Origin of the sequence: Vibrio sp. Vb0598, assembly GCF_033338935.1 — a bacterium.
GTDB lineage: Bacteria > Pseudomonadota > Gammaproteobacteria > Enterobacterales > Vibrionaceae > Vibrio > Vibrio alginolyticus.
The window spans coordinates 271,104-285,291 of the sequence record NZ_JAWOTP010000004.1 but is presented as its reverse complement, the minus strand read 5'-3'; the positions used below and the strand labels follow the sequence as shown (position 1 = coordinate 285,291).

Sequence of the window (14,188 nt, the reverse complement as noted above, 5' to 3'; positions counted from 1 at the left end):
TCAGTTGAGTCTGCTTGTTTCGCTTTACGTGCTTTGGCACGTGCAATCGCGGCAGCCACGGCGGCTTTTTTCGGATCGTCGGTTTGCTCGGCTGGTGCTTCAGCTTCTTCCGCTTCAGTTGAGTCTGCTTGTTTCGCTTTACGTGCTTTGGCACGTGCAATCGCGGCAGCCACGGCGGCTTTTTTCGGATCTTCGGTTTGCTCGGCAGGTGCTTCGGCTTCTTCCGCTTCAATTGAGTCTGCTTGCTTCGCTTTTCGTGCTTTGGCACGTGCAATCGCAGCAGCCACGGCGGCTTTTTTCGGATCTTCGGTTTGCTCGGCAGGTGCGTCAGCTTCTTCCGCTTCGGTTGAGTCTGCTTGCTTCGCTTTGCGCGCTTTGGCTCGAGCAATTGCAGCGGCAACTGCGGCTTTTTTCGGATCGTCGGTTTGCTCAGCAGGTGCGTCAGCTTCTTCCGCTTCAGTTGAGTCTGCTTGCTTCGCTTTACGTGCTTTGGCACGTGCAATGGCAGCAGCAACCGCGGCTTTTTTCGGATCGCCGTCTTGCTGCGCAGACGTTTCCGATTCTACAGATTCAGTTGAATCTTCTTGTTGTGCTTTTTTCGCTTTAGCTCGGGCGATGGCGGCCGCAACTGCCGATTTTTTATCATCAGCGTTATTGTCTGGCGTTTCGCCTTGTTCTTTTTGCGCTTTACGTTCGCGAGCAAGACGTTTGCGTTCTTCGCGCAGTTTTGCCATTTCTGAGTTATCAGGTTCACTAGAGCCTGCTTTAGCTGCTGCCGCTTGTTTAGCCTTCGCTTTGGCAATGGCTGCCGCTACGGCTGGTTTTACTGCTGGCTCTGCTTTTTCAGTGGTTTCTGTCTTTTGAGCTTTCACTCGTGCGATCGCTGCTGCTATCGCATCATCGCTACCAGAAGACTTCATCTCTTTTCGGCGTTGATCGGCAGCTTTCTTGAAGCGATTTTCACGTTCTGCTTTTTCGCGTTCCATACGCGCTTTTTTCTCTTCAAAACGCAGTTTTGCTCGCTCTGCAGCTTCCGCTTCTTGTGTTCTAGTTCTAATTTCTGCTTTCGCTTGGCGGTAGTACTGTACAAGCGGAATTTCACTTGGACATACAAACGCACAAGCGCCGCACTCGATACAATCCTTTAAGTTTAATTCTTCGAGTTTGTCATACTCTTCAGCTTTCGCATGCCATTGCAGTTGTTGAGGCAGCAGCGAAGCAGGGCATGCTTCGGCACATTGGCTACAGCGAATACATTCCATCTCATACTGGTGCGGAGAGATCTCACGACGAGTCGGAGCAAGGATACAGTTTGCTGTCTTGGTAATCGGCACTTGGGAGTGAGGAAGGGTAAAGCCCATCATTGGCCCACCCATAATTAAACGCTGTAACTTCTTATCTGCTTTATAGCCAAACTCATCCAACAGTGCTTGTACTGGTGTCCCTAATAATGCCCAAACGTTGCGTGGTTGTTTGAAGGTTTTACCAGTGAGAGTCACGATGCGTTTTATCATCGGCTCACCGTCGATGACTGCGCGTTTTATAGCGTAAAGAGAACCAACATTCTGGACCAAAATACCAATATCGGCTGGAATCGCGCCACTTGGCACTTCTTTATTGGTTAAAATTTTGATCAGCTGTTTTTCACCGCCAGAAGGGTATTTAGTTGGGATAACGCGAATAACGATATCTTTGTTTATAGCCGCAGCTTCTAGCGCTTTGATTGCTTCTGGTTTGTTGTCTTCAATGCCAATAATCGTGAGCTTTGGTGTCAGGATATGTTCGACAATTTCGATACCTTGAATAAGCTCTTCGGCATGTTCTTGCATGAGCTTGTCATCAGACGTGATGTATGGCTCGCACTCTGCTGCATTAACGATAAGAATCTCGGTACGAGCAAAACCTGATTGGATTTTTTTTGCAGTAGGGAAGCCTGCGCCACCCATACCAGAAATACCAGCGAGACGAATAACATCAATCAGTGCGTCAGAGGTTTCTTGTTGGTAATCTGCGACGGGGTTTCTTTCACACCATGCATCGTTACCATCAGGCGTGATGACAGCGCACAATTCACTTAACCCAGAAGGGTGCGCGACAGTTCGTGGCTCAATCGCGGTGAGCGTACCTGATGTTGGAGCATGCACTGGAACCGTAAAGCCGGTCTCCGATTGCGTTAATGGCTGACCTTTTAATACGTAGTCACCTTCGGAAACCAGTAGGTTACCCGCTTTACCAATGTGCTGTTTTAGCGGCAATACAATTTCTGACGGGATAGCCGCATGAGCGAGTTCAGTTTTGTTGGACTGCTTTTTATTTTCTGCCGGATGCACACCACCTGGGAAATCCCAAAGCGCGCCTGTACGAATTTGTTCAATCAAAGACAACATGTGAAACCTTACTTAATTGAATCTTTCACGTTCGCTGCATTGTCGGCAGCATCCGTAATGTTAAGTACCGGAATGGAGTGAAGTTGCCACTTCCAGCTTTCTGTGGTCGTTGCCACAGGAATCATTTCAATACAATCAGTCGGACATGGGGCAACACACAAGTCACAGCCCGTACATTCGTCTTTGATTACGGTATGGACCGCCTTTGTTCCGCCTACAATTGCATCCACCGGACACGCCTGAATACACTTAGTGCAGCCAATACACATGTCTTCATGAATAAACGCAACGGTTGGAATTTTGCTGTCGAGATCGTGCGCAGATTCTTCTGGCTCAACACCCATTAAGTCGGCGAGCTTTTCGATTGTTGCCTGACCACCAGGGGGACATTTGTTTATGTGGTCGCCATTTGCAATTGCTTCAGCATAAGGGCGGCAACCAGGGTAGCCACATTGACCGCATTGAGTTTGCGGTAAAATGGCGTCGATTTGATCCACAATAGGGTCCGCTTCAACTTTAAAGCGAATAGAAGCAAAACCAAGTATCGCGCCGAAAATCGCAGCCAGAACCGCTAACGCGATAATCGCAATTAAAATCGTACTCATCGCTTACTTCACCAAACCTGTAAAGCCCATAAAGGCGAGTGACATTAAACCTGCTGTAATCATTGCTATTGATGCACCTTTAAAAGGTACAGGAACGTCGGCGGCGGCTATGCGCTCTCGCATGGATGCAAAAAGTATCAACACCAATGAGAAACCAACAGCGGCGCCGAAGCCGTAGATGATCGATTCAATAAAGTTATGGTTTTCATTAATGTTAAGAAGTGCCACGCCCAATACTGCGCAGTTTGTTGTGATCAGCGGTAAGAAAATGCCAAGCAAGCGATAAAGCGTCGGGCTGGTTTTGTGCACAACCATTTCGGTGAACTGCACCACAACGGCTATCACCAAAATAAAACTCATGGTTCGAAGGTACTCAATACCTAGTGGACGAAGGATGTAGCTTTCCACTAAATACGCACACACTGACGCGAGCGTTAGCACAAAAGTTGTCGCTAAGCCCATACCTATTGCTGTTTCCAGTTTTTTGGACACACCCATGAAAGGACATAGGCCCAAAAACTTCACCAGTACAAAGTTGTTCACCAGCACAGTGCCGACCAACAACAAAACATATTCGGTCATAGTTATTACGTTCTTAAAATCCGATCTTGATATTATCGTGTTTTGTGACACCAATAACAACCAGTGAACGATGTGGTTTTACATACACGATGGAAAAATAGTCGTCTATTTGATCTATTTTGATGAATCAATAAGAAATTGAATCGTTTGCTGAATGTATTGTTAGCGAGAGGATACTACCTATTAATTTTCATCTAATGTGTGATTTTAAAAAAAGCCCGCCTCTCCCAGGTAGAAAAGAGAGGCAGGCAATGCATATTTACAAGCTAATTATTTAAATCTTCTGAGTGCTTGATGGACTATGTTTATATCTTACTTGTGAAAGTACGAGTGATGACGTCTTGCTGTTGCTCTGTCGTTAGAGAGTTAAAACGTACCGCATAACCAGACACTCGAATCGTCAACTGAGGGTATTTCTCTGGATGTTCAACCGCATCCAATAACATCTCTCGGTCTAGAACGTTGACGTTAAGGTGTTGACCACCTTCAATCGCAATGCCCTCGTTGCTTGCTTCGTGATGGAAGTAACCATCCATTAGCGCAGCTAGGTTCTTCTTCTGACTCAAGTCATCTTTACCCAATGCGCTCGGCACAATTGAGAAAGTGTAAGAAATACCATCTTTAGCGTAAGCAAACGGTAATTTAGAAACCGATGCCAGAGACGCAACCGCCCCTTTTTCATCACGACCGTGCATTGGGTTTGCACCCGGTCCAAAAGGCATACCTGCGCGACGGCCATCAGGTGTATTACCCGTTTTTTTACCGTAAACCACGTTAGATGTGATTGTTAAAATCGATTGAGTTGGCACTGCTTCGCGGTAGGTGTGCATCTTCTGAATTTTCTTCATGAAGCGCTCAACTAGATCACAAGCGATGTCATCAACACGGGCATCGTTGTTACCAAATTTTGGATAATCACCTTCGATTTTAAAATCAACGGCGATGCCATCTTCATCACGAACGGGTTTCACGGTTGCGTATTTAATTGCTGCTAAAGAGTCTGCAACAACAGACAGACCTGCAATACCACACGCCATCGTGCGGTGCACGTCGCGATCCATCAATGCCATCAGTGACGCTTCGTAGCTGTAACGGTCATGTGAGTAATGGATGATGTTCAACGCTGTGACGTATTGCGTTGCTAACCATTCCAACATGTTGTCGAAACGAGGCATCAAAGCGTCAAAGTCGAGAATTTCATCTTGAACTTTGTCCACTACCGGACCCACTTGCGCTTTCGATTTTTCATCGATACCACCATTGATGGTGTAAAGCAGCGCTTTTGCAAGGTTGGCACGTGCACCAAAGAATTGCATGTGCTGACCAACAATTTGCGGGCTCACACAACATGCAATCGCGTAGTCGTCATTGTTGAAATCAGGACGCATTAGATCGTCGTTTTCGTATTGAACCGAAGAGGTATCAATCGACACTTTTGCAGCGTATTGCTTGAACGCTTCAGGTAATTGCTCTGACCAAAGAATCGTCATGTTTGGCTCAGGAGCAGGGCCCATAGTATGTAGTGTATGTAAGTACCGGAATGTCGTTTTAGATACTAGCGTACGGCCATCAACGCCCATACCAGCCATGGCTTCGGTTGCCCAGATTGGGTCGCCAGAGAACAATGAATCGTATTCTGGTGTGCGTAGGAAGCGAACCATGCGTAGCTTCATGATGAAGTGGTCAATCATTTCTTGCGCTTGTGACTCATCAATCAAACCGTTTGCGATATCGCGTTCTAGATAGACGTCTAGGAAAGTCGAAGTACGGCCCAGTGACATTGCTGCGCCGTTTTGCGATTTAACCGCCGCTAGGTAGCCAAAGTAGGTAAATTGGATCGCTTCTTGTGCTGTTTTTGCAGGTAGCGACATATCAATGCCGTATTTCAGACCCATTTGACGAATGTCTTCAAGTGCTTGAACTTGATCGGCTATTTCTTCGCGAAGACGAAGTGTTTTCTCAAGATCGTTGCCTTGTTCTAAGAACGTTTGTGTTGAATTGTATTGTTCTTTTTTGTCTGCTTTTAAGAAGTCGATACCGTATAGGGCGAGACGGCGATAGTCACCAATGATACGACCACGGCCATAGGCATCAGGAAGACCCGTAATGATGCCGGATTTACGACACGCTAGGATTTCTTTGGTGTAAAGGTCGAAACACGCTTTGTTGTGAGTTTTACGGTATTCAGTGAAGATTTTTTCAACCGTTGGATCCAGCTCGCGGCCATAAACTTCGCAAGAGTTTTTGACCATGCGAATCCCGCCATTGGCGATGATTGCACGTTTTAGCGGTTGATCAGTTTGTAAGCCAACGATCTTTTCCAGATCTTTGTTGATGTAGCCTGCATCGTGGGAAGTGATTGTTGAGGGCAAGTCTGTGTCAAAATCAATAGGGGCGTGTGTGCGGCTTTCTTGTTTTATGCCTTCAAGCACTTGGTTCCATAATGCTGAAGTGGATTTGCTAACCTCGGCTAAGAAAGACTCGTCTCCCTCATAGGGTGTATAGTTTTTTTGGATGAAGTCACGAGTGTTGACAGAGTTTTGCCATTCACCAGCAGTAAATCCAGCCCATGCATCTAGCATGTCAGTTGTCGGAATAGTCATAAGTAAATCCCTAAGTTATTGATAATTAGAATGGAGGCGACGAGTAGGACGGAACCATTCTTAACCCTTTTAATCGTATGGGTTTATTTGGTATGAGTAAAATGAATGCTTTTCATTTTTTCAATGATTAAATTGCATTAATAATAGATTCAATTGGTTATGATTGTTTTTTGCTAGAAAAGAGACAGAATTAAATGTGTGGTGCTGTGAGAACACTATCTATGACAATGTTATGAGTTCTGTAATTTGAACTTATTTCGGTGTGATTTTATGACGCCTAGATTGGCTTAGATTTCATGGCGATTAAGATACAAAAAAAGCCGTGTCTTGCGACACGGCTTTTCTATAATCTGGCTCCTCCTGCTGGGCTCGAACCAGCGACCTGCGGATTAACAGTCCGTCGCTCTACCAACTGAGCTAAGGAGGAATTGCTTTGCTTGAAAGCGGGAAGAATCTTACCGAGCACTCAAACTACTGTCAACAGTAAAAAAATACATTTTTAGCAAAAAATATTGAGTTAAGGGCTTTACTTTTCTGTATGGCTTGCCAGTAAAGGCTCGAGGTTAGTTATCCACTAAATTTGTGGATAAGTATGTTGATGAGATCTGGGTAAAGAAAATTGATATGCAACTAAGTTTTTATTTAATGAATTTTTAGTCGGAGTTATGCGCAAAATAAGCAAATAAAACAGAGATTTATCGATCTTAATCAAAAGGTATTCAAAGTGGATAAAAATCAATCTTTTGGGGATAAGAAAGTTTTAAGCTAATTTTTGGGGAAAAGTTGTGGAAATTATAATGTGAAGAATGTGTGTAGCTCTTCAACTAGGGCGAAGTACTATATCAGAGTCACTTTTGTATGGCTATAGCATTCTAGACAAACAAGAAAATTTATTAACAATGATGGTTAAATTCTCGATAGACGTAGATTTCATTAGCTAAGGTGTATATATATACAGCCAAAGCGCAGTAAAATTGAGGAAGGGTATGAGTAAAGTCTATGAATTGGTCTCCGATTATCAGCCGTCGGGCGATCAACCAGGAGCGATCAATCAGTTGCTTGAGGGGCTCGATGCTGGGCTAGCACATCAAACATTGTTGGGGGTCACAGGCTCAGGTAAAACCTTCACACTAGCGAATGTGATTGCTCAAGCCCAACGACCTGCAATATTACTTGCGCCAAACAAAACGCTTGCTGCTCAGTTATATGGTGAGATGAAGTCATTCTTTCCTAATAATGCGGTTGAGTATTTTGTTTCTTACTATGATTACTACCAACCTGAAGCATATGTTCCCACAACAGATACTTTCATTGAAAAGGACGCTTCGGTTAACGCCCACATTGAGCAAATGCGACTGTCTGCCACTAAAGCTTTATTGGAACGGAAAGACGCTATTATCGTTGCTTCGGTTTCAGCTATCTATGGTTTGGGTGATCCGGAATCCTACTTACAAATGATGCTTCATTTGCGACGTGGAGATGTGATTGATCAGCGTGATATGCTTCGTCGCCTAGCGGAGCTCCAATACTCACGCAATGATGTTGCTTTTGAGCGAGGACAGTTCCGTGTCCGTGGCGAGGTGATTGATATATTCCCTGCTGAATCAGACCAAGACGCTGTGCGCGTTGAGATGTTTGACGATGAGGTGGATTGCATCAGTGTGTTCGATCCATTGACAGGCGTGGTGAAACAACGAGACTTGCCGCGCTATACCATCTATCCCAAGACGCACTATGTGACGCCAAGAGATCGCATTCTTGAAGCGATTGAAAATATTAAAGTCGAACTAGAAGTGCGCAAAAAGCAGCTTCTAGATAACAACAAGCTACTGGAAGAGCAGCGAATTAGCCAGCGCACTCAATTCGATATCGAAATGATGAATGAGTTGGGCTTTTGCTCCGGTATCGAAAACTATTCTCGTTATCTCAGTGGACGCTCGGAAGGTGAGCCGCCACCAACCCTGTTTGACTACTTACCTCATGATGGCTTGTTGATCATCGATGAATCTCACGTGACAGTACCGCAGATAGGTGCCATGTATAAAGGCGACCGTTCGCGTAAAGAAACGCTGGTGGAGTTTGGTTTCCGGTTACCTTCAGCTTTGGATAATCGTCCACTGAAGTTTGAGGAGTTTGAAGCACTAGCGCCACAAACGATTTTCGTCTCTGCTACTCCTGGAAATTACGAACTAGAAAAATCGGCGGGTGATGTAGCGGATCAAGTCGTTCGTCCTACAGGCTTGCTTGACCCTGAGTTGGAAGTTCGCCCAGTAGCGACCCAAGTCGACGACCTATTGTCTGAGATTCGTATTCGCGCTGCTAAAGATGAGCGAGTTCTGGTTACAACACTGACCAAACGAATGGCTGAAGATCTCACCGAATACCTTCACGAACATGATGTTAAGGTACGTTATTTACACTCAGACATTGATACTGTTGAGCGTGTGGAAATTATCCGTGACCTTCGCCTTGGAGAATTTGACGTGCTGGTGGGAATCAACTTATTGAGAGAGGGCCTGGATATGCCAGAGGTCTCGTTAGTTGCAATTTTGGATGCGGATAAAGAGGGCTTCTTGCGGTCTGAACGCTCACTCATTCAGACCATTGGTCGTGCTGCACGAAACATCGAAGGTAAGGCGATTTTATACGCTGACCGAATCACCAACTCAATGAAAAAGGCGATGGATGAAACTAACCGTCGTCGCGAGAAGCAGGAAGCGTACAACGAAGAAATGGGTATTTCGCCACAAGCGCTCAAACGAAATATCAAAGACATCATGGAACTTGGCGATATCACTAAGTCTAAACGCCAGCGTAACACTAAACAGGTACCATTATCGAAAGTGGCGGAGCCTTCGCAAACTTACGAGGCACTGTCTCCTCAGCAGCTAGAAAAAGAAATCAGTCGACTGGAGGCAGCGATGTATCAGCATGCGCAAGATTTAGAATTTGAGTTAGCGGCACAAAAGCGTGACGAGATTGAAAAACTACGAGCGCAGTTCATCGCAAATAGTTGAACAAACTTACCGATTTAACTATCCAAGCATTTTAGGTCGCTTGTAAAAAAAGAAGCCAATAGGCAGTCGGGTCTATTGGCTTGTTTTGTGAACATATCGTTCACTAACAACGTCAGTTGGCTAGGTGACCCGAGGGGTCACTATCGTTACAGCATGGTTTGTGCCACTTTTTAAATAATTGATATTATTTTTGAATTTTTTCCTTTGCCCATAATTTAGCTAATGTTATTTGCAAAATGCAAAGCGTAATGCGATTATTGTTTAAAACACAACAAAATAATAGCTAGGTTATGCAACAAAAACCCGAAGGCCCAAAGTCTCGTTACCTTTTAATGGTCGAGGACACCGCATCTGTTGCGGCTCTGTACCGCTCATACCTGACACCGCTTGGCATAGATATCAATATTGTCGGCACAGGTAGGGATGCCATTGAGAGCCTAAATCATCGAATTCCAGATCTTATTTTACTCGATCTCCGTCTGCCAGATATGACGGGGATGGACGTTTTACATGCCGTTAAAAAGAGTCATCCCGACGTACCTATAATTTTTATGACCGCTCACGGTTCTATCGATACCGCTGTCGAGGCCATGCGTCATGGCTCACAAGACTTTCTAATTAAACCGTGTGAAGCAGACCGTTTACGTGTCACGGTTAACAATGCCATTCGTAAAGCGACCAAGCTAAAAAATGAAGCCGATAATCCAGGCAATCAGAGCTATCAGGGGTTTATCGGCAGTAGCCAAACCATGCAGCAGGTTTACCGTACGATAGATTCAGCGGCGAGCAGTAAAGCGAGTATTTTTATCACAGGTGAAAGTGGAACTGGTAAAGAGGTATGTGCCGAGGCTATTCACGCAGCAAGTAAACGTGGTGACAAACCTTTTATTGCAATTAACTGTGCTGCAATTCCAAAAGATTTGATTGAGAGTGAACTGTTTGGTCACGTAAAAGGGGCCTTTACTGGCGCTGCGAATGATCGTCAAGGGGCAGCTGAGTTAGCGGATGGCGGCACACTTTTTCTAGATGAGCTTTGTGAGATGGACTTGGATTTACAAACCAAGTTGCTACGATTTATTCAAACGGGCACATTCCAAAAAGTGGGTTCCTCAAAAATGAAGAGCGTGGATGTGCGCTTTGTTTGTGCCACTAACCGTGATCCCTGGAAAGAGGTACAAGAAGGTCGATTCCGTGAAGATTTGTACTATCGTTTGTATGTCATTCCTTTGCATTTACCGCCTTTACGCGAACGAGGCGAAGATGTTATTGAAATTGCATACTCACTGCTAGGTTACATGTCACACGAAGAAGGAAAAAGCTTCATACGTTTTGCGCCTGATGTCATCGAGCGATTCAACAGCTATGAGTGGCCGGGTAACGTTCGTCAGTTACAAAACGTGCTACGCAATATCGTTGTTCTAAACAACGGTAAAGAGATTACGTTGGACATGTTACCGCCACCGTTGAATCAACCGCTTGACCGTCCGTCGTCTGTGGCTAAATTAATTGAGCCGAAAGCGATGACCGCATCTGAGATTATGCCATTATGGATGACGGAAAAAATGGCAATCGAGCAAGCGATTGAAGCATGTGATGGCAATATTCCTCGAGCGGCGGGATACCTTGATGTCAGTCCGTCGACGATTTACCGCAAGTTACAGGCATGGAACGGCAAGGAAGAGCGGCAAAAAGTATGAGTGTAAATGTATTAAATCAGCAAAAAATAGATGAACTGTCGATGGAAATTGGCAGTGACAACGTACCTGTACTGTTCGATATCTTCCTAGGAGAAATGGATACCTATATCGAGAACTTATCCAAACTGCAGGGGGCAGAGCGATTAGCTTACTCAAAAGAAATCAGCCACGCGTTGAAAAGTAGTGCTGCGAGCTTTGGGGCAGATCGCCTTTGTGAACTGGCGATGTCCATAGACAAAAAAGCGAAAGCCGGTGAGTTGACTGCGGAGTCTGAGGAGTTAGAGGCTATGTTCGATCTTTTGCACGAAACTCGAGATGCTTATCGCTCTTGGCGACAGTAGCTATTTTTTCTATTAACCATTTTTTCTTAGTAAACATCTGTTTTTACTGGATGCCTGAACTAAAACCCTTCGATGACAGAAGGGTTTTCATTATCAATAAACACCTTAAAAGAGGGCGCTAGCCAGGTAACGTGCTCTTAAATAGAAAGTTGTAGCTGATTTTCAATCGCTAGTTTGAGCTTGTTTCTATCGTGACGCCAGTCTCGGTTAGAGGAGGCGAGTGACTCCGTCACTACATTCCATTGACTTAAGATGTCTTGCTCGGTTTTCTCTGCTAGAACCACGTCTATTTTTCTTCCTTGACAGGCACGTTCACACCATTCTAATTTTTGAGCCATCGTCATTCGTCCCGCTGGGCCGTATTCTGGACTCAGGTTAGCAACAAAAATGACTTTTGCTTTTGTGTTTGCTGCAATCGCTTTGCCGAGTTCAGGCAGCAATAAAGGAGGCATGATACTAGTTAAAAAACTGCCAGGGCCAAGAATAATCGCGTCCGCTTCCGCCAAAGCTGTGATGGCTTCTTTGGTAGCAGGTACTTCTGGTGAAAGATCCAAACGTCGCAAGTCTGCTTTCATTTCGTCGACATTTGTTTCTCCCGTAACCCACTTCCCATCTACGGATAACGCGGAAAGATCCGAAGGGTGTTCGGACATAGGAAGGATGTTAACGTCGACTTTTAACATATTGCGAATCAGATTAATGGCATCTAAAGGCCTGACCGATAAGTTATCGAGTGCAGTAAGCATCAAATTACCAAGATTATGACCATCAAGTTCGCCAGTGCCTTTGAAGCGATATTCAAACATCATCGAACTGATTGAAGGCTCTGTAATGAGCTGATTAATACAGTTACGTGTGTCTCCCCAAGCGATTCCTCCTTGGCAGTGACGAATTCTTCCTGTTGAACCACCATTGTCAGTCGTGGCAACAATCCCAGTTGCATTGCTGCCAAAATCTCGTAATGCGGCCAGCATTCGACCTAAGCCATGACCACCGCCAACAGCGACCACTTTTTTATCTGTGTAGATATTCATTATGTTCTTCTAATAATCTAATAAAAAACGGCTACAATTTATCTTAAGGAGTGTCTTAAAGGTACTCACTTAGCGGTAAATTGTGTCTCTAGAGAGTTTTTTATCACTCAAGTCTGGATTCCATTACAAATATTAAGTATTTTACACCGCAAAGCTATCAGAGATTTCATATCTCTGGTTGCCATAACTCCGAGCTCACTATTGCTAAGTCCTTGGATAGGCGTTTTGAGCCAGTGGCATACTGTCACAAGGGCATGATTGGAAATGGCCATGCCTCCCGTGTTTGGAAAGGTGTTCCGTGGCGCAACAATTCGAAGACAAATTTCATCGTAAGTTTTATTACTTGCGTCTGTCTGTGACCGACGTATGTAATTTCAAATGTACCTATTGCCTTCCTGATGGCTATAAGCCTTCGGGCAATAAAAACTCGTCTTTTTTATCTCTCCCTGAAATCAAACGGGTCGTAAAAGCATTCGCTGATTGTGGCACGTCAAAAGTGCGCATCACTGGTGGTGAGCCTAGCTTACGCAAAGATTTTACCGACATTATCCATTCAGTAGCGGCGACGCCTGGCATTCAAAAAGTTGCAACGACAACCAATGGCTATCGCATGGCAAAACAAGTCGCAGATTGGCGTGAATCGGGTTTAACCCACATTAATGTCAGTGTGGATAGCCTTGACCCGCGTATGTTTCATCAAATCACAGGTGAAAATAAGTTTACTGAAGTCATGAATGGTATCGAACGTGCGTTCGAGGTCGGTTATGAGCAAGTAAAAGTTAATGTGGTGTTGATGAAAGATCTGAACCATCACGAGCTGCCAGCGTTTCTTAACTGGATAAAAGATCGTCCAATCCAACTGCGTTTCATTGAGTTGATGCAAACGGGTGAGATGGATGAGCTATTTAATAAGCACCATGTATCCGGAGTGGCAATTCGTAACCAGCTAATTGCAAATGGTTGGTTGCTGAAAGTGCGCTCGCATAATGATGGTCCTGCGCAAGTATTTGTTCATCCTGATTACAAGGGTGAAATAGGTCTTATCATGCCTTATGAAAAAGACTTTTGTGAAAGCTGCAACCGACTGCGCGTTTCTGCGATGGGGAAGCTGCACCTATGTCTGTTTGGAGACCACGGTGTAGAATTGCGTGATCTTTTGGAACGTGATGAGCAAGAGAGTGAGCTTATTGAACGTATCCAGGCGCAGTTACAAACCAAGTCGGTAAGCCATTTCTTGCATGATGGCAATACTGGTATGACGCCACACCTCGCGTCTATCGGCGGCTAACTTCATTCAATTTTTAGAGCGAGTTCACTGATAAGCTGGCTCTAACTTTTTCCGAATCGATACCAAGCGTATCAAAGCTAATTAAGAGAATAGGTGAACAAATGGGTCACGCTGAAAGCAAATTCCAACCTGCAAATATTGCCGTTCTAACGGTATCTGACACTCGTACTGAAGAAAACGATACCTCTGGTCGTTACCTTGCTGAACATGCTCAAGAAGCGGGTCACAACGTAGTAGACAAGCAAATTGTTATTGATGATATGTACAAGATCCGCGCGATTGTTTCTCAATGGATTGCTGATGAAAGCGTACAAGCGATCATGATTACTGGCGGTACAGGTTTCACCTCACGTGATAGCACGCCAGAAGCACTTAAGCCTCTATTTGATAAAGAAGTTGAAGGTTTTGGTGAGTTGTTCCGTATGGTGTCGTACGAAGAGATCGGTACGTCTACGATTCAGTCTCGTGCGATTGCAGGTTTTGCTAACCACACCGTGATCTTCGCAATGCCAGGTTCAACTGGTGCGTGCCGCACAGGCTGGACAAAAATTATTAAACAGCAGTTGGATGCAAGTCATCGCCCTTGTAACTTCATGCCACACCTATCTGTATAACCTTTCCTAAAAGCGAAGGA

10 protein-coding genes, 1 tRNA gene and 1 riboswitch are annotated in these 14,188 nt (G+C 44.8%); of the genes, 5 read left to right on the top strand and 6 right to left on the bottom strand.

All coding sequences use genetic code 11. The features are described 5' to 3' along the window. The 5 genes from rsxC to R7Q38_RS06860 all read right to left on the bottom strand — a co-directional run. On the bottom strand, nucleotides 1–2,387 hold a 2,387-nt coding region (gene rsxC, locus R7Q38_RS06880; RefSeq protein WP_318114171.1), incomplete at its 3' end, for an electron transport complex subunit RsxC. An 8-nt stretch (nucleotides 2,388–2,395) separates the two neighbouring features. Then, on the bottom strand, nucleotides 2,396–2,992 hold the full coding sequence (gene rsxB, locus R7Q38_RS06875) for an electron transport complex subunit RsxB (RefSeq protein WP_005380760.1): 597 nt from the start codon (nucleotides 2,990–2,992) through the stop codon (nucleotides 2,396–2,398). 3 nt (nucleotides 2,993–2,995) lie between these two features. Further along, nucleotides 2,996–3,574, bottom strand: coding sequence for an electron transport complex subunit RsxA (gene rsxA / locus R7Q38_RS06870; RefSeq protein ID WP_005380762.1), 579 nt, complete (start codon nucleotides 3,572–3,574; stop codon nucleotides 2,996–2,998). Between the two features lie 305 nt (nucleotides 3,575–3,879). Continuing rightward, nucleotides 3,880–6,177: a formate C-acetyltransferase gene (gene pflB / locus R7Q38_RS06865; protein ID WP_213866426.1), complete on the bottom strand. Its 2,298-nt coding sequence runs from the start codon at nucleotides 6,175–6,177 to the stop codon at nucleotides 3,880–3,882. Between the two features lie 351 nt (nucleotides 6,178–6,528). Then, a tRNA-Asn gene (locus R7Q38_RS06860) sits at nucleotides 6,529–6,604 on the bottom strand. A gap of 559 nt (nucleotides 6,605–7,163) precedes the next feature. Between R7Q38_RS06860 and uvrB the strand changes: the two genes are divergently transcribed. From uvrB to luxU, 3 genes are all read left to right on the top strand, one after another. Beyond that, nucleotides 7,164–9,194 carry an excinuclease ABC subunit UvrB gene (uvrB, locus tag R7Q38_RS06855; protein WP_017636056.1) on the top strand — a complete coding sequence of 677 codons (2,031 nt, stop codon included), beginning with the start codon at nucleotides 7,164–7,166 and terminating at the stop codon, nucleotides 9,192–9,194. Between the two features lie 290 nt (nucleotides 9,195–9,484). Next, nucleotides 9,485–10,891 (top strand): quorum-sensing sigma-54 dependent transcriptional regulator LuxO, encoded by a 1,407-nt coding sequence (gene luxO / locus R7Q38_RS06850; RefSeq protein ID WP_005380768.1) that lies wholly within the window; start codon nucleotides 9,485–9,487, stop codon nucleotides 10,889–10,891. Beyond that, a complete protein-coding gene (gene luxU, locus R7Q38_RS06845) occupies nucleotides 10,888–11,232 on the top strand; it encodes a quorum-sensing phosphorelay protein LuxU (RefSeq protein WP_213866428.1) in 345 nt (114 codons plus the stop codon). The genes luxO and luxU overlap by 4 nt, the downstream gene beginning before the upstream one ends. A 137-nt stretch (nucleotides 11,233–11,369) precedes the next feature. On the opposite strand, the gene R7Q38_RS06840 is transcribed toward luxU, so the two are convergent. Continuing rightward, entirely contained in the window at nucleotides 11,370–12,266 is an 897-nt protein-coding gene (locus R7Q38_RS06840; protein ID WP_171342879.1) for a YvcK family protein, read from the bottom strand. 175 nt (nucleotides 12,267–12,441) lie between these two features. Next, nucleotides 12,442–12,576: riboswitch (molybdenum cofactor riboswitch) on the top strand. Here R7Q38_RS06840 and moaA point away from each other — a divergent pair. Beyond that, on the top strand, nucleotides 12,565–13,554 hold the full coding sequence (gene moaA, locus R7Q38_RS06835; RefSeq protein WP_213866429.1) for a GTP 3',8-cyclase MoaA: 990 nt from the start codon (nucleotides 12,565–12,567) through the stop codon (nucleotides 13,552–13,554). (Overlaps the previous riboswitch by 12 nt.) 101 nt (nucleotides 13,555–13,655) lie before the next feature. After that, nucleotides 13,656–14,168, top strand: a complete 513-nt coding sequence (gene moaB / locus R7Q38_RS06830; RefSeq protein ID WP_005388935.1) for a molybdenum cofactor biosynthesis protein B — start codon at nucleotides 13,656–13,658, stop codon at nucleotides 14,166–14,168. Nucleotides 14,169–14,188 lie beyond the last annotated feature (20 nt).

Coding starts and splice junctions, on each gene's coding strand:
- rsxB (WP_005380760.1), bottom strand. CDS start 2,992: ATGAGTACGATTTTAATTGCGATTATCGCGTTAGCGGTTCTGGCTGCG.
- rsxA (WP_005380762.1), bottom strand. CDS start 3,574: ATGACCGAATATGTTTTGTTGTTGGTCGGCACTGTGCTGGTGAACAAC.
- pflB (WP_213866426.1), bottom strand. CDS start 6,177: ATGACTATTCCGACAACTGACATGCTAGATGCATGGGCTGGATTTACT.
- uvrB (WP_017636056.1), top strand. CDS start 7,164: ATGAGTAAAGTCTATGAATTGGTCTCCGATTATCAGCCGTCGGGCGAT.
- luxO (WP_005380768.1), top strand. CDS start 9,485: ATGCAACAAAAACCCGAAGGCCCAAAGTCTCGTTACCTTTTAATGGTC.
- luxU (WP_213866428.1), top strand. CDS start 10,888: ATGAGTGTAAATGTATTAAATCAGCAAAAAATAGATGAACTGTCGATG.
- R7Q38_RS06840 (WP_171342879.1), bottom strand. CDS start 12,266: ATGAATATCTACACAGATAAAAAAGTGGTCGCTGTTGGCGGTGGTCAT.
- moaB (WP_005388935.1), top strand. CDS start 13,656: ATGGGTCACGCTGAAAGCAAATTCCAACCTGCAAATATTGCCGTTCTA.